Source organism: Streptomyces sp. Y309 (assembly GCF_056712025.1).
Genome location: NZ_CM160048.1, coordinates 7,861,890 through 7,881,109, shown reverse-complemented (window position 1 = coordinate 7,881,109; position 19,220 = coordinate 7,861,890). Strand labels below are relative to the sequence as shown.

The following is a 19,220-nucleotide window of genomic DNA, read 5'->3' as shown; positions in this document are numbered from 1 at the left end:
GCCGCACGTCCCGGAAGGGTCGCGGACGGACAGGGATGACGCCCCCACGAGGGGGCGCGCCAGGGTCCGGGGCACTGTGCGCCGTCGGCCGAAAGGCCACGACGCCTTACTTCTCTTATGCGCGGTCCGGCTCCGCTTATGCGCGGTCCGCTTCCGCTCGTGCGCGGCCCGACCCCACTCGTGCGCTGCCGTGGCCCTCGGCTCGTACTCCGCGTCAGACGTCCAGGCCGCCCCGCTCCACGAGCCGGCTCACGATCACATTGCGCTGGATCTCGTTGGTGCCCTCGCCGACGATCATCAGAGGGGCGTCGCGGAAGTAGCGCTCGACGTCGAACTCGGTGGAGTAACCGTGGCCGCCGTGGATGCGCAGGGCGTCGAGGGCGATCTTCATGGCGGTCTCGGAGGCGAAGAGTTTGGCCATGCCCGCCTCCATGTCGACGCGGTGGCCCGCGTCGGCCTCGCGGGCGGCGTACAGGGTGAGTTGGCGGGCGGCGGTGAGGGAGGTGGCCATGTCGGCGAGGTAGTTGCCGATCGACTGGTGCTGCCAGATCGGCTTGCCGAACGACTCCCGCTCGCGCGCGTAGGACAGCGCGTCCTCCAGAGCCGCCCGGCCGACTCCGAGCGCGCGGGCGGCGACCTGGAGCCGCCCCGTCTCGAGGCCCTTCATGATCTGGGCGAAGCCGCGGCCCTCGACACCGCCGAGCACGGCGTCGGCCGGGGCCCGGTGGTCCTCGAAGGTCAACTCGCAGCTCTCGACGCCCTTGTAGCCGAGTTTGGGCAGGTCGCGCGAGACCGTCAGGCCGGGGCCGTGCTCGACGAGCAGGAGGGAGATGCCCCGGTGCGCCGGGGTGGCCCGGGGGTCGGTCCTGCACAGCAGGGCGATCAGCCCCGAGCGGCGGGAGTTCGTGATCCACGTCTTCGTACCATTGACCAGATAGCCGTCCGCGTCCCCGTGGGCGACGGTGCGCAGGGCCTGGAGGTCGGAGCCGCCGCCCGGCTCGGTGAGCGCCATGGTCGCGCGGATCTCGCCCGTGGCCATCCGGGGCAGATAGCGGCGGCGCTGCTCCTCGGTGCCGAAGTGCTGCAGCAGTTTGGCGACCACGGTGTGGCCGCCCGTCGCACCGGCCAGGCTCATCCAGCCGCGGGCGAGTTCCTCGGTGAGCAGGACGTAGCAGGAGGTGGAGACGGGAGTGCCGCCGTACGCCTCCGGGACGGCGAGACCGAAGACCCCGAGCTGCTTCATCCGCTCGATCAGGGCCTCGGGGTAGGTGTCCGCGTGCTCCAACTCCCGTACGACCGGCTTCACCTCCTTGTCCACGAAGTCGCGCACGGTGGTGACGACTAGCTGCTCGTCCGGGGGCAGGATGCCGAGAGTGCTCACGCTGGGACGCTCCTTCTCGCGACGGTCCGCCAAACGTACGGGCCCGCCGCCCGAAGGCGGCAGGCCCGTACGGGACGCGTTCGTTCAGCAGGTCATGGCCCAGATGCAGAAGTGGCCGCTGGGGCAGTCGGCGGCGCCGGCCGGGCCGGGCCTACGCCACCCGGGGCGAGTGTCCGTGGACCTGGCTGCCGCGCCGCCTGCCCCGTGCCGGATGGCGGCCGCGGCGGCCGGCCGCCGTCTGGGCGAGGGCGTCGAGGTGGGCCTGGATGTAGGGGACGGCTACCGTCTCCAACTCGCCGTCGATGAAGGCCGGCTGGACGTTGACCTCGAAGACGACCCCGCCGTTCTCGATGGCGAGGTCGACCCCGGCGAAGGGCAGCCCCATCGACGCGGTGGCGGCCACGGCCAGTTCGGTGAGGCGCCGTGGCAGGTCGGGCGGGGCGATGGGGATGGCCGTCGCCCCTTGGCAGGTGTTGCAGGGGGTGTCCGTCGCGGGCTGGATGTGCTCGCGGGCGTGGATGACGCGGCCGCCGAGCACGAACACGCGGAACTGGTGCCGGTCGCCGTCGGCGGTGATGTTGCCCGCGTCGCGGGAGAGCAGCCAGGCGCTGCGCCGACGCGCGTAGTACTCGGTGGCTTCGGCCAGTTGGGCCTCGGTGGTGATGTGGAAGGTGTCGCTGCCGCCGGTGCCGACGACGGGTCGGGCCCATGCGTCGCGCCCGAGCCGCTCGAACGCGGCGGCGGCCTCGCGCGGGTCCGGCCGCGACAGGACGACGGTGTCCATGTGGGCGACGCCGTCCCGCTCGAAGTGGGCGACCGTGCGGTCCTTCTCGGTGGCCGTCCGCCACGCCGTCACACCGGCGCCCAGCGTCACCGCGTGGTGGTGGGCGAGGAGGCGCTGGAAGGCGGCGAGGGCGCGGCGCCGGTGCGGCGGTATCTCGTACAGCACGACCACGTCAGGCACCACCTCCAGGCCCTGGTCGGGGACGTGAAGGCGTAAGCGGACGCCGTCGCGGTCCCGGACGCGGCCGGTGCCGCAGGGGGCGAAGTGCCGGGCGTCGATGCGGTGGGGCGGGGCGCCCGTGAGGACTTCGACGGCCCGGGCGAGGTACTCCCGGCAGCCCTCGGGGGACGTGGGGTCGGCGATCAGGGCGACGCACGGTCCGGACACGGCTGCCTCCAGCGGCTCTCGACGCGCACTCGGCCCGCGCGCACGTCGCGGCGCGGACCCGGGTGGAGATCACGGCGGGATGGTGTCTGCCCCGCGGCAGGAGGCCACCGCGCCCCGTACGGCGCCGCGTCGGCCGCGCCCGCCGGTCGTCCCGGCGGTGGCGGACCGGGGCGACGCCCGGCCGGGGATGCTGGTGACCACGGGACGGGGCCGCGCCCTTGCCGCTGCGCCCTTTCCGCGATCCGTGCCGCAGGGCCGAGGCCCTGCCTTGCCGTGCCGCAGAGCCTTGGGCCCACACTGTAGGCGCGGGCCCAACACCCTGCCAGGGCGCAGGCGCGCCCTGCTCCTGCTCCAAGTCTGCGCCGCCTGCCTCCCTCGTGCGCCCTGTGCGTCACGCAGTGCCTCGCCCCGGCTCTGCCGGGGCGGCGGCCCCTCGGCGTCGGGGGAATCCGCGCTCACATCGGGAACGACAGCAGCCGAACCTCCCCCGCGGGCCACGCCGACCCCTCCATGCCCTCCGTGCCCTCCGTCCCCTCCACCAGCGGCGTCCACATCGTCCGCAGCGGCATGACCACCGGGCCCCCTGACTGCTCGACGTGGACCTCCTGCTCCAGCGTCCGCCAGCCGAGGCGTTCGTAGAGGGCGACCAGGGGCGGGCGGCAGAACAGCAGCGCGTGCCGGGGGCCCATCGTGCGCGCGTGGTCGAGTGCCGCCGTCATGACGGTCCTGGCGAGGCCGCGGCCCCGCAGACCGGCCGCGACGGCCACGCCGCCGACGCCGACCACCTCCGCCTCGGTACCGCCGATCGACACGGGCACCCTCAACAGGCCCGCGTGGGCCACGAGTCGGCCCTCCGCCCTGACACCGAAGTGCACGTCCTTGGGCAGCCACGTGAAACCGGTCTCCGCGACGCCGAAGGGGTCGGGGCCGTCGCCGAGTATCTCGTTCTGGTCGGCCCGCGTGTACGCGGTGAGCCGGACCGCGGTCAGGGGCGCGGAAAGATGATCAGCCATCCAGGCATCATGCGCGGCGGCGGAACTCGGGGACAAGGGGAGTCCCAACTAGCCCCACGAAGCAACCCCCGCGCGCCCGTCGGCATCCTCCAGGTCCGGGGGCCCAGCGATCTTTCCGGGTTTCTGGGGCGGCCCATGCAGTGGAACTGCCAACGCAGTGCAGCAACGACCAACGCACTGCAGCAACTGCCAACGCAGTGAGCAACTGGATGAACTGGAGAACGTCTTGATCCATGTCCCGCGCTCGGTGACCGCCGCCACGGCGGTCCTCGCGCTGGCGGTGGGGGTGCCGGGCCTGGCGCACGCGCAGCCGTCCGGCGACCGAATACCGTCCGCGTCACCGAGAGACGCGCTGCCGTCGGGAAGCCCCGCGGCACCGGGAGACCCCACACCGCCGGGAGACGCCGAAGGCCAACTACCCAAGGGCTGGCGGGTCGACGGGTCCGGCGCCGAGAAGCACCTGGTCTGGCGTGCCCCCGAGCCGGTGCCCATGGGCGACGCCCGCGTCGAGTTCTACGCCGGCGACCGGCTCCTCGGCGTTCCCGTACCCACGGACGACCAGCGGACGTTCCGGCTACGGCTCGACGGCGCCCGCATCGGACCGGCCGCGGAGCTGCAGGCACAGGCCGGCGGCCGCCGTCTCGACGAGGGCGCGGACGACACGGCCCCGCCGCTGCGGATCGCGCCGCCCGCCGAGTCGGCGGCCCCCCAGCCCGCGAACCGCGTCGACCCCGGTGTCCCGGGCAAGTACCGCACCGTCAGCGGTGAGTACACCCAGAAGTCGGTGCGCCTGCCCGGCTTCCCCGAGCCCGTGGAGATGCGGGCCGCCGTGGTGGGCCCGGCCGACGCGCCGGGCAAGCGGCCGCTCGCGCTGTTCCTGCACGGCCGCCACTACACGTGCTTCAAGTCCGGCGGCGCCCGGGACGGCGGCTGGCCCTGCAAGTCCGGCATGAAGCCGGTGCCCAGCCACCGCGGCTATCTGCACGACCAGAAACTCCTCGCCTCACAGGGCTATGTGACGGTGTCGATCTCCGCCAACGGCATCAACGGCCAGGACGGCGACGTCCAGGACGGCGGCGCGCAGGCTCGTTCGTCGCTGGTGCGTCAGCACCTCGCCCGCTGGGCGGACTGGTCCGCCGGCCGCGGCGACGCGCCGAAGGCCGTGCGCGCCACCGCGCCCGCCGACCTGTCCCGGGTCCTGCTCGTGGGCCACTCGCGAGGCGGCGAAGGCGTCAACCGCGCCGCGCTCGACAGCCTGACGCCGCCGCCGGCCGCCGAGGACGGCGCCCCGGGCCCGGCGCGCTGGACCATCCGCGGCACCGTCCTCATCGGCCCCACGATCTTCGGCCAGAACCCGGTCCCCGACGTGCCGTCGACGACGATCCTGCCGGGCTGCGACGGCGACGTGTCCGACCTCCAGGGCCAGATCTACGCCGACGGGACGCGCGGCGTCGGCCGCGGCACCGCCCTGCACAGCGCGGTCTATGTGGTGGGCGCCAACCACAACTTCTTCAACACCGAGTGGACGCCGGGGCAGGCGCAGGCCCCGGCCGACGACGACTTCCAGTCCGGCGAGCGGCCCGACCCGGTGTGCGCGCCAGGCAAGGACACCCGCCTGACCGCCAAGCAGCAGCAGACGGCGGGCTCCACGTACATCGCCGCGGCGGCCCGTCTGTTCGTCGGCGGTGACGACCGGGTGCGCCCGCTCCTCGACGGCTCCGGCCGCCGCGCCCCCTCGGCGAAGCCCGCGCGCGTGCTGACCCACGCCGTCGGCGGCCGTCGCACGCCCGGGTTCGTGCCGAGTTCCTCGACGGCCGTGTCCGGCGGCCGGCTGTGCGCGCAGGTGGACGACAGGGCGTCGCGTGCCTGTCTCCCCTCCGGGACGCGGGGCGCCTCGCCCCACTTCGCCGCCTGGGAGACCTCGCCGGAGCCGGGCCGCCACGCGGTCGCGCTGCGCTGGTCGCAGGCGGGTGCCGCGACGAAGATACGTCCCCACAAGCCCGTCTCCCTAGCGGGCGCCGACGCGTTGGCGCTGCGCGTGATCGTGCCGCCCAACAGCTCCGGCACCAAGCTCGACGTGGCGGTCACCGACGCCTCGGGCCGCCGGGCCACGCTCGGCAAGGTCCGCGTCGACGGCCTGCCCGGCACCGAGATGACCGCGTCCTACTGGGGGCGTGAGGTACGCGTGCCGCTGTCCGCGGCCGCCCGCGCGGGGCTCGACCTCAAGAACGTGACCTCCCTGGAGCTCACCCCGCGCAGCCGGTCCGGGCGTGCCTGGCTGATGGACGCGTGGGGCTGGCGCCCGGGCACCCCGGATGCCGGGGCCGCCGAGTTGGCGCGCGTCGACATCGGGCAGCTCAAGGTGAAGGAAGGCGACTCCGGAGTCCGGAAGTACCAGGTGCCGGTACGGGTGTCGGGGCAGGGCAGCGGCAAGGTGCGCCTGTTCGTGACGGACCCGCGGACGCAGAAGACGGCGCACAGGACGGTGACGGTGCGTCCGGGCGGCGAGCCCGTCGACGTGCCGGTGACGGTGCGGGGCAACAAGCGCTACGGCGCCGACGTCTCGCACGACGTGCTGGCCAAGGCGGTCCGCGGCGCGGTGGTCGGTTCGTACCACGGCGGTGTGCGGGTGACCGAGGACGACCCGATGCCCAAGGTCACCGTGAAGCCGGTCGCGGACCGCGTCACGGAGGGGAAGGCCCTCAAGTGGCGCGTCACGCTGTCCGCCGCGGCCGACACGGACATCGAGGCCGGTTTCGACATCCGGCGTGTGAGCGGCGGCAAGGAGCTGTCCACCAAGGACGTCGGCAAGCGCTGGCTGAAGGACGTCTTCGGGAGCTCGCCGAACCCGGCCCGCCCGCTGTCCAAGGTCTCGGAGATGCCGTACATCCCGGCGGCCATCGCTGCGGGCAAGCGGAGCGTCGAGGTGACCGTGCCCACGGTCAAGGACCGGGTGCGGGAGCCGAAGGAGACCCTGCGGCTGCGCCTGGTCACCTACGACCAGGCGTGGGAGCCGCACCCGGGCCCGGAGGTCACCGGGACCGTGCGCGACCCGTCGTAGCCCGGCCGCGCGCGGTCGCCCAGTCCGCGGCGACCGCGCCGCCGAGGAAGTGCACGTCGTACCGGTCCTGTTCGGGCAGGAGGCTGTCGAACGTGTCCAAACCGTGCTGAATGCGGCCCAGGGCACGGAAGTAGCCGAACCGGTCGACGCCCGGTGTCAGGACCGCCAGCAGATCGGCGGTCGCACCCGGTGCCGCGCCGAACGCGTGCGGCATCCCGGGCGGGATGACGACGAGTCCGCCACGCGCCACCGTCGTCATCCCGCCGTCCAGGAAGAACTCCACCACTCCGTCGAGTACGTAGAAGAGCTCCGTCGACCGCGCGTGCTGGTGGGGCCTGGCCCCGTCGGCGCCCTCGCCGAGGGTGAGGCGGTTGGCGCCCAGGGCGCCGCCGGTGTCCGCGGCGTCGGCCAGCAGGTCGAAGCCGCCGCCGTGCGGCAGGGGTACGTGTTCGGCCGCGCCGGGCGGCACGATCAGGGCTGAGGCGTTCCGGGTCTCATAGGTCGTCATGTCGGTCGCTCTCCTTGGGAGTCTCGTTCCGCGAACCGCTGTCTGTCCGCGGCTCCCATTCGAGCCCGGGAAGAAGGCGCGAACCAGAAGCAGTTGTTCCCTGCAGAAATCACCGATCGTGATGAGTCTCGGATCGGTGCGGCAGGAGGGGACCTCGTGGAACTGCGCCAGCTCCAGTATTTCGCCGCCGTCGCCGAAGAGGGCGGCTTCAGCCGTGCCGCCGAGCGCCTCGGCATCGTGCAGTCGGCGGTCAGCCAGCAGGTCCGCCGCCTGGAGCGGGAGCTCGGGATCTCCTTGTTCGACCGTTCCACGCGGCACGTCCGGCTCTCCGGTGCCGGGGAGCGGCTGCTGCCCGAGGCGTACGCCGTGCTCGCGGCGGCGCGCCGCACGCGGGACGTCGCGTCCGCCATCGCCGCGGGCACCGAGGGGCTGCTGCGCCTGGGCACCGTCCAGGGGCCGGGCGACCGGACGTACCGCCTCCTTGAGGCGCTGCGGCGTACGGCTCCTCAACTCCGTGTACGGCTGCGGAGGCTGCCCCTCACCGAGCGGCTGGCCGCGGTGCGTTCCGGTGAACTGGACGCGGCGCTGGTGCGGGCGGCGCGGACGGCGCCGGGGCTCGAGCTGCTGCCGGTGTGGAGCGATCCGCTGTACGTGGCGCTGCCCGCGGAGCATCCGGTGGCGGGCGGGTCGGGCGACGGGCGGAAGGCCGGGTCAGGCGACGGACGGGAAGCCGGGTCCGGCCTCACCGGAGGGCCCACGTCCGGAGGCACCACGAGCAGCGCTCCGCCGCTGCGCCTCGCACAGCTCGCCCACCTGCCTCTGCGCCTCGCCCCGCGCGAGCACAACCCGCCCTTCCACGACCTGGTGACGGGCGCGGTGCGGGCGGCGGCCGGTACCGAACCGCTGCTCGGCCCGCCGTTCACCACCCTCCAGGAAACCCTCACCGGGCTCGCCGAGCAGGGCGTCGACTCCCCGTCCTGGACCGTCTTCTACGAGGTCACGGGACTGCCGCCGGTCCCCCACGTGACCGTACGACGCCTCGCCGCCCCGGCCCTCACCACGTCGCTGGCCGCACCGCCGGGGCCGCCGAGTCCAGCGCTGCGGCAGCTCCTCAGCGCGCTGCGCGAGACGGCGTCCGCTCCGCCTCGTGATGCTGCTGATAGTGACCGCGCCAACGGGGAGTCGCCGCCCCTTCCATGACCGCCATCACGACGTCGTGGGCGAGCGAGTCCGTGACCGGCAGGTGCCCGAACAGCACGCGGTGGTACGTGGTGGCGCCGAGCATGTCCAGGAGCAGGTCGATGTCCGCGTCGGGCCGGATGTCGCCCCGTTCGATACCCCGCCGCAGCGCCGCCTCGGTCGTGGCCCTGCGGGGGCGGAAGAGGGTCTCGGTGAAGACCCGGTCCAGCTCCGGGTCGTCGGCCAGCTCGGCCACCAGCGCGGGCAGCGTACGGCGCCCCAGCGTGCCGCCGAACGCCTGGCTGAGGGTCTCGATGCCCAGGATGAGATCGCAGTGCGTGCAGCCGGTGTCGGGGGTGGGCGCGGTGCCCATGCTCTCCGCGAGCGCCGCGATCACGAGGTGCTGGCGGGACGGCCAGCGGCGGCGGATGGCCGGCTTGGTCGTGTCGGCGCGGCGCGCGACGCCCTCCATCGTCAGGTTCGGATAACCGGCCTCCTCCAGGAGTTCCAGCGTCGCCTTCAGGATCGCCTCGTCGAGCCGTGCGTCTCGGGGGCGGCCCGTCCGTCCCGTCGTGCGGGAGGAGTTGGCGGCGCTGGCTGTGGGGTCCGGGGTTGCCATGACGGCAAGTATAGGTAGCATCTACTTTCGTTCCGTTCCGGATCGAAACAGAAGAAGGGGGCCGACCTTGCCGTCCGAGCAGGAAGCGTCCGTGCAGGAATCGACCGCGGGAGCGACAGCCCGACAGGAGGGGGCCGGGCACGAAGCGGCGGCGCAAGAATCCCCGCCCGGTCCCGCCACCCGCCCCGAAAGCGTCTTCGGCGCCCCCTACACCGCGCTGACCTGGGGCATCGTGCTGTCCGTCGCGCTCGTCGCCTTCGAGTCGATGGGCGTCGCCACCGTGCTGCCGGAGATCGCCGGACGGCTCGGCGGCCTCAACGCCTACGGCTGGGGGCTGTCCGCGCTGATGCTGGCCAACCTGATCGGCACCGTCGCCGCGGGCCGCGCCGCCGACCGCGGCGGCCCCGCGCGGCCGCTGGCCGTCGGCCTCGCGGTCTTCGCCGTCGGCTGCGCGGTCGCCGGTTCCGCGGGCAACTGGCCCCTCTTCCTGGCCGGGCGGTTCCTCCAGGGGCTCGGTGTCGGGGCGGTCATGGCGCTGGCCTACACGGCGATCTCGCTGGCCTATCCGCAGCACCTGCGCGCGCGGATGTTCGCGCTCGTGTCGGGCGGCTGGACCGTGCCGTCGCTGGTCGGCCCGACGGTCGCGGTCGTCATCTCCGACCACGTCTCCTGGCGGGGCGTGTTCGTGCTCCTGCTGCCCCTGATCGCGGTCGCCGCCGTGCTCGCGCTGCCGCAGCTCCGGCGTCTCGGCCGCCCGGGCGGCACCGGGCACCCGGACGCGGGCCCGTACGCGGCTCCGGACCCGGCCGCCGAGAAGGACCGGTGGTGGTCCACCCCGGTCGCAAGGAGCGTCCTGCTCGCGACGGGCACCGGCATCCTCCTCGCCGGACTGCAACTGCGCCAACTCGCCCTGCTGGTGCCGCTGGTCGTGCTGGGCGCCGTGACGGCGGTCGTCGCCCTGCGCCGGGTCACACCGGCGGGCACCCTGTCCGTACGCCGTGGCCTGCCCGCGGGCGTGGTCCTGCGCTTCCTCCTCTGCGGTGCCTACTTCGGCAGCGAGGCGTTCCTGCCCCTCGGGCTCGTCCGGCTGCGCGAACTGAGCGCTTCGGAGGCCGGGTTGGGGCTCTCCGCGGGGGCCATCACGTGGGTGCTCGGGGCGGCGTGGCAGGGCAGGGCGGACGGCCGGTGGAGCGGGCGCTCGCGTGCCGTGCCGATCGCGGCCGGGTTCGCGGTGCTGCTCGTGGGCATCGTCGTGATGGCGCTCGGCGTCCTCGTCGACGCGGTGCCCGCGCTGACGGCGGTGGCGGGCTGGGCCATCGGTGGCGCGGGCATGGGCGTGGCCTTCAACGCGGCGACCACCGACGCCATGGAGCAGGCACCGGCCGACCGGCAGGGCGAGGCCAGCGGTTCGATGCAGCTCGCGCAGACCCTCGCGGTCGCGGTCCTCAGCGGGCTCGGCGGCGCGGCCGTGTCCCTGTCCTCGACCCATGGCGGCTCGGTGTCGGTCGCCCTCACGGCGACGTTCGCGCTCACCGCCGCACTGGCGGCCGCCGGAGTGCTCGCGGCGCGGCGCATCCGGCCCACCACGGCCTGACGCAGGGGGTGTTGCGCGAGGGGCGTTGCGCGAGGGGTGTCGCGACAGCGGCGTCAGGGCGGGGGCACGCGAAAGGGGGCACGCGAAACCGGACCGCGCCCCCGTACCGGCCCCCGGTCCCTGAGATCATGTGCCGACCGACCATCCGCACCACCATGACCATCCGCACCACCAGAATCACCGGCACTACCAGGTCCACCGGCACCACCCGTCCGGCCCGACCAGCCGCACCCACCGTCCCAGAGGGAGCCCCGGCATGACCGCCACGCCAGCCAATCGCAAGCAACAACACGACCGGGGCCCCGCCCTGGGCGCGCCGGCCGTGGCGGCGGCCGTGCTGACCGGAGTCGTCGCCCTCTACATCGCCCTCGTCGCGTTCGGCAACATCACCGACTTCGACAGCAACCAGCAGTTCGTACGGCACGTCCTGGCGATGGACACGACCTTCAAGGACGAGGACGTCATGTGGCGCGCCATCGAGTCACGCGCCCTCCAGGACACGGCGTACGTCGCCATCATCGCCTGGGAGACGCTGGCGGCGCTCGTCCTCATCACCGCCACGGTCCTGTGGGGCATGGCGCTGCGCGGCCGGGGCGGCGGCCACGGCCGCGCGCGGCGGCTCAGCACCGTGGGCCTGCTGATGCTCATGCTGCTCTTCGGCGGCGGCTTCATCGGCGTCGGCGGCGAGTGGTTCGCCATGTGGCAGTCGAAGGACTGGAACGGCCTCGACGCCGCCACCCGCGTGTTCACCCTCTGCGGCATCGTGCTCCTCTTCATCCACCTGCCGTTCACGGCGCGCACCTCGGCCGCCCCCGCACCCGGCTCGGCACCGCCCCACGAGTAGACGTGCCGTCCGTCACTGCCAAACGGCAACAGACGTCCCGCAGGCCGGAACACGTGCCGCCCCAGTGGCCCCCACCCGCCCCGCTGACCAGCGCGCAAGCGTCAACTCGCGCCGGGCGCACGCGCCTTGCGGCGCCGCGGCGCGATCACGTGCCGCAGGTATGCGGTAGCTGACAGTTCCGATTGTGAGAGCTATCCCCTAGGCTTGACCGCATGCCCTTAACCCCTCAACCCCATGGTTCCGTGCGGTCGTCAGCCGAGCTGAACGAGCGGATACGAGGCCTCTGGCTGCGCGCCGGCGGCCGACTCTCCGTCGAGCAGCGCCGGGAGTACGAGCAGCTCGTGACCGAGTGGGCCGAGGCGGTGCGCGCGGAGATCGTGCAGGCCGCGTAAGCGGCGGGCGGGGGAACAGCCACAGTCTTCCTTGTGCAGGCCGCCAGTCGACCCGCGAGGTCGGTCGCTCCTCGTCGAGAACGTCATCCCTCGTCGAGAAACTCATCCACGCGCGCGAGCGTGCCCCGCACGCTCGTGTGCACATGACCCACAAGTCCCAACTCCCGCGCCGCGGCCACATAACCGGGCGTGTCATCGACGAACAGCGCCCTCGACGGCGCCACACCCGTCCCGCGCAGCGCCAGCTCGAAGATGCGCGGGTCCGGCTTGGCGCAGCCCACCTCGCAGGACAGGACGAGGTGGTCCACCAGATCGAGCAGCCCGGCCCGCGCCATCCTCGTACGCAGCCGTGGCCAGGTATTGCTGACGATCGCCGTCCGCACCCCCGGCGTCCCGCGCAGCCTCCGCAGGCGGCCGACCAGTTCGCCGTCCCATGTCTCCCGCGCGTCCAGGTCCCGCCGCAGCTCGGCGATCACCCCTGGATCCGCTCCGAGCCGTTGCCCCACGGTCTTCCACCACGCCTCCTCGCTGACGCGCCCGATGAGCACGCCGTCGTCGCCGCCGTCGTACAGCGCGGCCAGAAACCGCCCCGGCGTGAGGCCGAACCGCGCGCCCCAGTCGGCGGCGGCCGCCGGCAGGTACTCGCGTACCAGCACGCCGCCGACGTCGACGAGCAGCGCCCGCGACGCCCTACAGGTCCCGGACCGCTCAGCGCTCGCACCGGACGGATCAGGACGCGCTCCGGACGGACACATCAAGCCACCCCCACCTCACCCGGGACGACGACTGTCGTACTGCCTCTTGGCTCCGCACTCCCCGTACCCAAGACTGAGCCGATGACGCAGCGCGTGGAACTCGCCGCAGTCCTTGACCGTTTGGCCATCGACAGCCTCATCACCGATTACGCCATCGCCGTCGACGACGGCGACTGGGACGGCTATCGCCAGTTGTTCGCCCCCGGCGGCCGCGCCGACTACCGCTCGGCGGGCGGCATCGAAGGAACCGGCGCGGAGGTCGCCGACTGGCTGGCGGAGATGTTGCGGATGTTCGCGATGCGCCAGCACCTCGTCGTCAACCGCAGGATCCGCTTCGGCATCCGCGAGCAGGACGTGGGCGACACCGCGCACATACAGGCGGACTACGCCAACCCCATGCGGCTCGCGAACCGGCACCGGCCCGACGGGACCCCCGGAACGGACGGGACCCACGGAACGCACGAGGCCGACGCCACGGACCAGGCCGCCGAGTCCGACGGACCCGATACGCCGGCCGACACCGCGCCGGACTTCGAATGCGGCGGCCGCTACGAGTTCACCGCCGTGCGCACGCACAGCGGCTGGCGGCTGCGCCAGGTCCTCGTACAGGAGAAGTGGCGCAGACAGCACTGGTCCGCCCCGGCGACGCGAACCGGGCGCCCCCTGTCCTAGATCGTCGGGGACGCGCACACTGGACGTACGGCGGACTCGGAGCCGAGTCGGGGCAGGGAGGCGCGCTGCATGGATGTGCTGGGCGGCAGCCGGCGGCACCGGTGGGTGCCGTTCCGGGTGGACGCGGTGGTCCGGCGCCGGCGCCCGGGACCCGTCTTTGACGCGCGCCGGGGGCGCGCGGTGCTCACCGCGGTCCTCGCGTCGCCGTGGCGGCGCGGCGTCCTCGCCGCCCTGTGCGGCGCGCTGCCCGCTCTGGCGTTCCCGGCCCTCGCGTGGTGGTGGTTCGCGTACGTGGCGCTCGTGCCGTGGCTCCTGCTCGCCCGCTCGGCGCCGACGGGCCGCCGGGCCGCGCTCGACGGCTGGCTCGGCGGTCTCGGCTTCATGGTGGCGGTGCACCACTGGCTGCTGCCGAGCCTGCACGTGTTCACGCTCGTCATCGCCGCGCTGCTCGGACTGCTGTGGGCGCCGTGGGGCTGGCTCGTGCGCCATCTCCTGGGCGGTGTGCCCTCGCCGGGGCGGGCGGCCGCCGCGCTGCTCGTGCTGCCGTCCGGCTGGCTGATGGTGGAACTGGTGCGGTCCTGGGAGGGCCTCGGCGGGCCCTGGGGGCTGCTCGGCTCCAGCCAGTGGCAGGTCGAGCCCGCGCTGCGGCTCGCCTCGGTCGGCGGCGTATGGCTGGTCAGCGCCCTGGTCGTGGCCGTGAACACGGGCGTCGCCGCGCTCGTCGCGAGCCGCGCCGCCCGCGTCCCGGCGCTCGCCGGCCTCGTCGCCGTGGCCGCCGCCACCTCCGCGGCCTGGGCCTGGTCCCCGCGCCCCGACCCGGCAGGACACGTCCGCGTCGCCGTCGTCCAGCCCGGCGTCATGAACGGCCTGGGCGCCGCCGCCGACCAGCGGTTCGCCCGCGAGGAGCACCTGACCCGCGCGCTGGCGGGACGCGACCTGGACCTCGTGGTGTGGGGCGAGAGCAGTGTCGCCCACGACCTGGCCGACCGGCCCGACCTGGCCGAGCGCATCACCGCGCTGTCCCGGCGGGTCGACGCCGACATCCTGGTGAACGTCGACGCGCGCCGCTCGGACCGGCCCGGCATCTTCAAGAGCACGGTGCTCGTGGGCCCGGAAGGACCGACGGGCGAACGCTACGACAAGATGCGCCTGGTCCCCTTCGGCGAGTACGTACCGGCCCGCTCGCTGCTCGGCTGGGCGACGTCCGTCGGCAAGGCCGCGGGCGAGGACCGCAGGCGGGGCGAGCGGCCCGTCGTGATGAACGTCGGGCAGGGACTGCGGGTGGGCCCGCTGGTGTGCTTCGAGTCGGCGTTCCCCGACATGAGCCGCCACCTCACCCGCGAGGGCGCGCAGGTGCTGCTCGCGCAGTCCGCCACGTCGACGTTCCAGGACAGTTGGGCGCCGGAGCAGCACGCGTCACTCGCCGCGGTGCGGGCCGCCGAGACCGGCCGCCCCATGGTGCACGCCACGCTCACCGGCGTCTCGGCCGTCTACGGCCCGAGCGGCGAGCCCGTCGGCGAGCCGCTCGGCACCTCCGCGTCGAGCACCGCGGAGTACGAGGTTCCACTGGCCACGGGCACCACTCCGTACGTGCGGTACGGCGACTGGCCGGTGCACGCGGCGCTCGGCGTCCTCGCCCTGCTGTGCCTGGCCGAGGGCGTGCGGGCGTATCGCCTCAGGAGGCCTGCTCCTGAACGGCCCGCACCACCCGCTCACACAGCTCATGGGTCTCCAGCGCATCCCGGGCGCTGAGCACCTTGCCCGCGCGCACGGCGTCCAGGAAGGCGAGCACGACCTGCTCGATCCCGCGCTGCCGCGCCACCGGCACCCAGTCGCCGCGCCGCCGCACGGTGGGCTGGCCCTTGTGGTCGACGACCTCGGCGAGGTTGAGCACCTGCCGCTTGGTGTCCTGCCCGGAGACTTCGAGGATCTCCTCGGTGGACCCGCTCAGCCGGTTCATCACGCCGATCGCGGTGAACCCGTCGCCCGCGAGTTGCAGCACGACGTGTTCGAGCAGGCCGTCGGCGACCCGGCCGCGCACGCCCACGTGGTCGACCGGCCCCGGCACGAGGAACCGCAGCGTGTCCACGACGTGGATGAAGTCGTCGAGGATCATGGTGCGCGGGTCCTCGGGCAGGCCCACGCGGTTCTTCTGCATCAGGATCAGCTCGCGCGGGTGCTCCGCGCACTGGGCGTAGCCGGGCGCGTGGCGGCGGTTGAAGCCGACGGCGAGGCTGACGCCGCGCTCCTCGGCCAGGCCCACGAGACGCTCGGAGTCCGCGAGTTCGTACGCGATCGGCTTGTCCACGTACGTCGCCACGCCCGCCTCGAGCAGGCGCGTGACGATCTCGGGGTGGACGGCGGTGGGCGCGTGCACGAAGGCGGCGTCGAGGTCCTGGGCGAGCAGCGAGTCCAGGTCGGCGTGGCGGCGCGGTGCGGGAATGTGGTGGGCCTCCGCGACCCGCTCCAGGGTGGCCGGCGTGCGTGTCTGCAGGTGCAGTTCGACGCCGGGCTGCGAGGCGAGCACCGGAAGGTACGCCTTTCGCGCGATGTCTCCGAGTCCGATGCAGCCGACCTTCACCACTGTCTCCCTACCGTCGTGCGGCGGGACGCCGCTGCGCCCCCGCGTCCGTTCCCGCAGCATACGGGGGCCCCGGCGGCTGCCAGTCGGCGATCGAGGCGAACCCGCGCATGACGATGTCCGGGCCGAGCCGGTGGGCCGTGCTCATCAGCGTGTTGCGTACGGTCAGCAGCGCGCCGTTGGTCAGGTGGTTGAGGCGGGCGGTGCGGGCGGCCTGCCGCACGATCGCCATGGTCCGCGGCAGCCGTACCGCGCTGTACGCGGCCAGGCCGGCGAAGAGGTCGCCGCGCGGATGCACGTGGTGGGCGAGCACGACGGCGTCCTCGATGGCCTGGTTGCCTCCCTGACCGAGCGTCGGCGCCATGGCGTGCGCGGCGTCGCCCAGGAGGGCCGTGCGGCCCCGGTGGTAGGCGGGCAGCGGCTCGACGAGGTGGCGCACGTCGTTGCGCAGGACGTCCTCGGGCCGCGCGGCGGCGATGATCTCGGGGATCGGATCGTGCCAGCGCGCGAAGCGGCGTTCCAGCTCGGCCTGCTCGCTGTCGGGCGCGCGGCCGCCCTCGGGGACGAGCGCGGTGGCGTACGCGTACACCCGGCCGTCCTTCAGCGGCTGGGTGCCCCAGACGCCGCCGCGGCCCCACGTCTCGTGCGGCTCGAAGGGCCGCTCGGGCGCGGGCACGATGAGCCGCCAGGCGGTGAAGCCGGTGTACGCGGGCCCGGGGTGGGCGGGGAACAGGGCCGTCCGGACAGCGGAGTTGATGCCGTCGGCGCCGACGACGAGGTCGGCCTCGATGTCGCCGTCGCCGGTCGTGACGACGGCCTTGCGGCCGGGGCCGCCGGGGTCGGTGAGGCGGGCCCCGGCGCCGGTGCGCAGGCAGTCGCCGGGCAGGGCGGCGACGAGCAGGTCGACGAGGGTGGCGCGGTGCAGCAGCACGAGCGAGCCGCCGAACGCCCGCTCCGCCGCGGCGGCGCTGGTCCGCACGAGCCAGCGGCCGTCCTGCGCCCGCATCCCGCCCGCCCCCTGCCACGCGGCGAGTTCGCGCACCCGGTCGCCGAGGCCGAGGACGTCCAGGGCGCGCTGGGAGTTGGGGGCGAGGCCGATGCCGGAACCCACGGGCTCCAGGGTCTCGGCACGTTCCAGGACCGTGACGCGCCAGCCGGACTGATACAGGGCGATGGCTGCGGTGAGCCCGCCTATGCCGCCGCCTATGACGACGGCGTGGGGCCGGGGAGGATTCGCTGTTTCGGCCATGATCTCTCCTTGTCGCGCGCGGATGTGGAGCGGGGTCGCGCACATATGTGAGGCGGGGCCCGATATCGGCAACCACGCGGAGACCGATACCGGCAACTACAGGTGTAGTACCTGCGACATGACGGTACTACACCTGTAGTTTCAGCGGTAGGCTGCGGCTCATGTCCGTACGCGCCACGGGGTCAGCCCGCACCGAACTCATCGCCGACACCGCCCTGGCCCTGCTCGCCGAGCGCGGGATGCGGGGCCTCACCCATCGCGCGGTCGACGAGGCGGCGGGGCTGCCGCCGGGGTCGACGTCGAACCACGCCCGGACGCGGCAGGCCCTCCTGGAGGCCGCGGTCCGCAGGCAGGCCGAGCGGGAGCAGGACGTCCTCGCCCCGAGCGATCTACCCGCCCCGGCGGGCGACCGCGACTCCCTGGCCACCGGCCTCGCCGAGGCCCTGCACCGCTTCCTCACCGACGACGACCACCGCGACCTGCTGCTGTCCCGCTACGAGCTGGCCCTGGAGGCGACCCGGCGCCCCGAGCTGCGGTCGTACTACGACGCGCGGGGCGCCCTGTTCCGTGAGCCGCTGGCCGCGCTGATGGTCGCGGCGGGCTCCACGGAGCCGGAGCGGCACACGCTGTCGCTGGTGGCGTGGTGCGACGGCATGATGTTCTCGTGCGTCGCGGGCTCCTACCACGCGGCGGACCCGACGCTGGACGAACTGCGGGACGGGTTCCGGGAGTTGCTGCGGGGGATGCTCGACTAGGACGACGCGGCCGCTGGGCCTCGGAGGCCGCTGGTGCCTCGGGGGCCGCTGTGTCCGCCGGAGGTGCTGCGGGCGACGGCGTTCGTGGGGGGGGCCGCGCGGACGGCTGGCGCGGGGGCGGCCGGGCCTCCCGGGGGGCGCGCGTGACCTGGTGTCGCGCGCGCCGGTGTCACCCGTGCGGGGGACACGGGATGGTTCATCGCCGCGAGGTGCGCCGGGCGCAGCAGAGTGGCGCGGGTGCAGCGATCGACGACCACCGCAGCGCTTCGGACATCCACCTCCGTGCTCCTCGCGACCGTGGCCGTGGCCGTGGCCGTGCTGACGCTCTCCGGATGCACCGGCGTGGAGCGCACGGACTGGCGGGGCACGGCGGCCGACGGCAGGGCGGCCGCGGATCCGGCGATTCCCACGTCCACGCCGTCGCCCCGGCCGTCGCGAGCCGTGGAGGCCCCGGGCCATGACTCCCTGGAGCGCGTGGGCCCTCCGGGCGCGCCGCCCCTCGCTGCGTCCCCGCGAGCGACGGGCAGCCCGGACGCCCGCCCCTCGGCCACGTCCGCCTCGCCCAGCGCCGACGCCACCTCCACGCGCACACGCCCCGCGCACCGCGAACGCCCGGACCGGCCCCGGCACGGCGGCGGCCACCGGGGGCGCCACCATGGTCACGGCGACAAGTCGGCATCCCGGCATGCCGCGCCGCCGCGCACGCGCACCGAAGTGGATCTGTGCCTCCTCGGGAAGAGGCACGGGCGCTGGGAGCCGGACAGCAAGCAGGCGGTCATCTGCCTGGAGGCGTACGGGCGTTGAGCCGGGGAAGCCGCCGAGGCTCGCCCTGCACCCGGCAGCCTCCTCCCCCACCTGACCCTCGGCAGCCCCTCCCCTGCCTACTCCTCGACCGCCCCTTCCCCCACCTGCGCCTCGAGCCGGTCCAGGGCCGCCCGGATGCCGTCTCCGTAACCGTCGTTCCCGAGCGCGCCCACCGCGCCGCGCGCCAGCCGCAGGTGGCTGCGGGCCGCCGCCGGGCGGGAGAGCTTCACGTAGTCGGCCGCCAGATTCAGGTGCAGCGAGGGGTAGAAGCCGCGCACCGCGAGGGACTGGTCGTGGGCGCCGACGCGCTCGTCCGTGAGCTCGTGCGCCGCCGACAACGCCCTGAGGTCCCAGGCGAGTTCGTCGGCCGGGTCGGCCTGGGTGTCGGCCATGTAGTGCGCGAGGGTGCAGCGGTGCAGGGGGTCGCCGTCCTCACCGATCTCCGACCAGAGCGCGAGGAAGCGCGCCTGGGCCTCCTCACGGTCGCCCGCGTGCTGCAGCATGACCGCCTGCCCGATCCGGGTCATCGTGGCGTCTTCGTCTTCCGCCGTCTGTTCCTGCTGCTCCGCCACCGCGTCGCCCTCCACGTCCGCCGGACCACCGGCGCCGGTCCGTCGTCAGATGTCAGTCATCGGATGTCAG

General features: G+C 74.0%; 18 protein-coding genes. 9 read left to right on the top strand and 9 right to left on the bottom strand.

Going from position 1 to position 19,220, the window contains the following annotated elements; translation table 11 throughout:
* Positions 1–214: 214 nt before the first annotated feature.
* The 3 genes from AC0KTA_RS32855 to AC0KTA_RS32845 form a co-directional block, all read right to left on the bottom strand.
* Positions 215–1,381 carry an acyl-CoA dehydrogenase family protein gene (locus AC0KTA_RS32855; RefSeq protein WP_481051822.1) on the bottom strand — a complete coding sequence of 389 codons (1,167 nt, stop codon included), beginning with the start codon at positions 1,379–1,381 and terminating at the stop codon, positions 215–217.
* 151 nt (positions 1,382–1,532) lie between these two features.
* Positions 1,533–2,552, bottom strand: coding sequence for an ATP-grasp domain-containing protein (locus AC0KTA_RS32850; RefSeq protein WP_481051821.1), 1,020 nt, complete (start codon positions 2,550–2,552; stop codon positions 1,533–1,535).
* A gap of 455 nt (positions 2,553–3,007) precedes the next feature.
* Positions 3,008–3,565 (bottom strand): GNAT family N-acetyltransferase, encoded by a 558-nt coding sequence (locus tag AC0KTA_RS32845; RefSeq protein ID WP_481051820.1) that lies wholly within the window; start codon positions 3,563–3,565, stop codon positions 3,008–3,010.
* A gap of 226 nt (positions 3,566–3,791) precedes the next feature.
* On the opposite strand from AC0KTA_RS32845, the gene AC0KTA_RS32840 reads away from it, so the two are divergent.
* Positions 3,792–6,626, top strand: coding sequence for an alpha/beta hydrolase (locus AC0KTA_RS32840; protein ID WP_481051819.1), 2,835 nt, complete (start codon positions 3,792–3,794; stop codon positions 6,624–6,626).
* On the opposite strand, the gene AC0KTA_RS32835 is transcribed toward AC0KTA_RS32840, so the two are convergent.
* Positions 6,598–7,134: a cupin domain-containing protein gene (locus AC0KTA_RS32835; protein WP_481051818.1), complete on the bottom strand. Its 537-nt coding sequence runs from the start codon at positions 7,132–7,134 to the stop codon at positions 6,598–6,600. The genes AC0KTA_RS32840 and AC0KTA_RS32835 overlap by 29 nt on opposite strands.
* 156 nt (positions 7,135–7,290) lie before the next feature.
* On the opposite strand from AC0KTA_RS32835, the gene AC0KTA_RS32830 reads away from it, so the two are divergent.
* Positions 7,291–8,334, top strand: a complete 1,044-nt coding sequence (locus AC0KTA_RS32830; RefSeq protein ID WP_481051817.1) for a LysR family transcriptional regulator — start codon at positions 7,291–7,293, stop codon at positions 8,332–8,334.
* On the opposite strand, the gene AC0KTA_RS32825 is transcribed toward AC0KTA_RS32830, so the two are convergent.
* A complete protein-coding gene (locus AC0KTA_RS32825; protein WP_481051816.1) occupies positions 8,246–8,932 on the bottom strand; it encodes a TetR/AcrR family transcriptional regulator in 687 nt (228 codons plus the stop codon). The two genes, AC0KTA_RS32830 and AC0KTA_RS32825, sit on opposite strands and share 89 nt — an antisense overlap.
* Before the next feature lie 91 nt (positions 8,933–9,023).
* Here AC0KTA_RS32825 and AC0KTA_RS32820 point away from each other — a divergent pair, with 91 nt between their 5' ends.
* The 3 genes from AC0KTA_RS32820 (at position 9,024) to AC0KTA_RS32810 (ending at position 11,762) form a co-directional block, all read left to right on the top strand.
* Positions 9,024–10,526: an MFS transporter gene (locus AC0KTA_RS32820; RefSeq protein ID WP_481051815.1), complete on the top strand. Its 1,503-nt coding sequence runs from the start codon at positions 9,024–9,026 to the stop codon at positions 10,524–10,526.
* A gap of 256 nt (positions 10,527–10,782) precedes the next feature.
* Positions 10,783–11,370: a DUF2165 domain-containing protein gene (locus AC0KTA_RS32815; protein WP_481051814.1), complete on the top strand. Its 588-nt coding sequence runs from the start codon at positions 10,783–10,785 to the stop codon at positions 11,368–11,370.
* Positions 11,371–11,612: 242 nt separating this feature from the next.
* Complete coding sequence (locus tag AC0KTA_RS32810) at positions 11,613–11,762, top strand: hypothetical protein (RefSeq protein WP_481051813.1); 150 nt, start codon at positions 11,613–11,615, stop codon at positions 11,760–11,762.
* A gap of 83 nt (positions 11,763–11,845) precedes the next feature.
* Here the strand turns inward: AC0KTA_RS32810 and AC0KTA_RS32805 are convergent, their stop codons facing one another.
* Positions 11,846–12,517 carry an HAD-IA family hydrolase gene (locus AC0KTA_RS32805; RefSeq protein ID WP_481056647.1) on the bottom strand — a complete coding sequence of 224 codons (672 nt, stop codon included), beginning with the start codon at positions 12,515–12,517 and terminating at the stop codon, positions 11,846–11,848.
* 81 nt (positions 12,518–12,598) lie between these two features.
* On the opposite strand from AC0KTA_RS32805, the gene AC0KTA_RS32800 reads away from it, so the two are divergent.
* Positions 12,599–13,189 (top strand): nuclear transport factor 2 family protein, encoded by a 591-nt coding sequence (locus tag AC0KTA_RS32800; protein ID WP_481051812.1) that lies wholly within the window; start codon positions 12,599–12,601, stop codon positions 13,187–13,189.
* A 69-nt stretch (positions 13,190–13,258) separates the two neighbouring features.
* Positions 13,259–14,941: an apolipoprotein N-acyltransferase gene (gene lnt, locus AC0KTA_RS32795; protein WP_481051811.1), complete on the top strand. Its 1,683-nt coding sequence runs from the start codon at positions 13,259–13,261 to the stop codon at positions 14,939–14,941.
* Here the strand turns inward: lnt and AC0KTA_RS32790 are convergent.
* Positions 14,865–15,770 (bottom strand): Gfo/Idh/MocA family protein, encoded by a 906-nt coding sequence (locus AC0KTA_RS32790; protein WP_481051810.1) that lies wholly within the window; start codon positions 15,768–15,770, stop codon positions 14,865–14,867. The two genes, lnt and AC0KTA_RS32790, sit on opposite strands and share 77 nt — an antisense overlap.
* A gap of 10 nt (positions 15,771–15,780) precedes the next feature.
* Positions 15,781–17,019 carry an FAD-dependent monooxygenase gene (locus tag AC0KTA_RS32785; protein WP_481051809.1) on the bottom strand — a complete coding sequence of 413 codons (1,239 nt, stop codon included), beginning with the start codon at positions 17,017–17,019 and terminating at the stop codon, positions 15,781–15,783.
* A 161-nt stretch (positions 17,020–17,180) separates the two neighbouring features.
* Here AC0KTA_RS32785 and AC0KTA_RS32780 point away from each other — a divergent pair, with 161 nt between their 5' ends.
* Together AC0KTA_RS32780 and AC0KTA_RS32775 are read left to right on the top strand one after the other, a co-directional pair.
* Entirely contained in the window at positions 17,181–17,774 is a 594-nt protein-coding gene (locus tag AC0KTA_RS32780; protein ID WP_481051808.1) for a TetR/AcrR family transcriptional regulator, read from the top strand.
* A 282-nt stretch (positions 17,775–18,056) separates the two neighbouring features.
* The gene (locus tag AC0KTA_RS32775; protein ID WP_481051807.1) at positions 18,057–18,578 is read left to right on the top strand and encodes a hypothetical protein; all 522 of its coding nucleotides are present in this window, start codon (positions 18,057–18,059) and stop codon (positions 18,576–18,578) included.
* A gap of 77 nt (positions 18,579–18,655) precedes the next feature.
* Here the strand turns inward: AC0KTA_RS32775 and AC0KTA_RS32770 are convergent, their stop codons facing one another.
* The gene (locus tag AC0KTA_RS32770; RefSeq protein ID WP_481051806.1) at positions 18,656–19,150 is read right to left on the bottom strand and encodes a hypothetical protein; all 495 of its coding nucleotides are present in this window, start codon (positions 19,148–19,150) and stop codon (positions 18,656–18,658) included.
* Between the last annotated feature and the right edge of the window lie 70 nt (positions 19,151–19,220).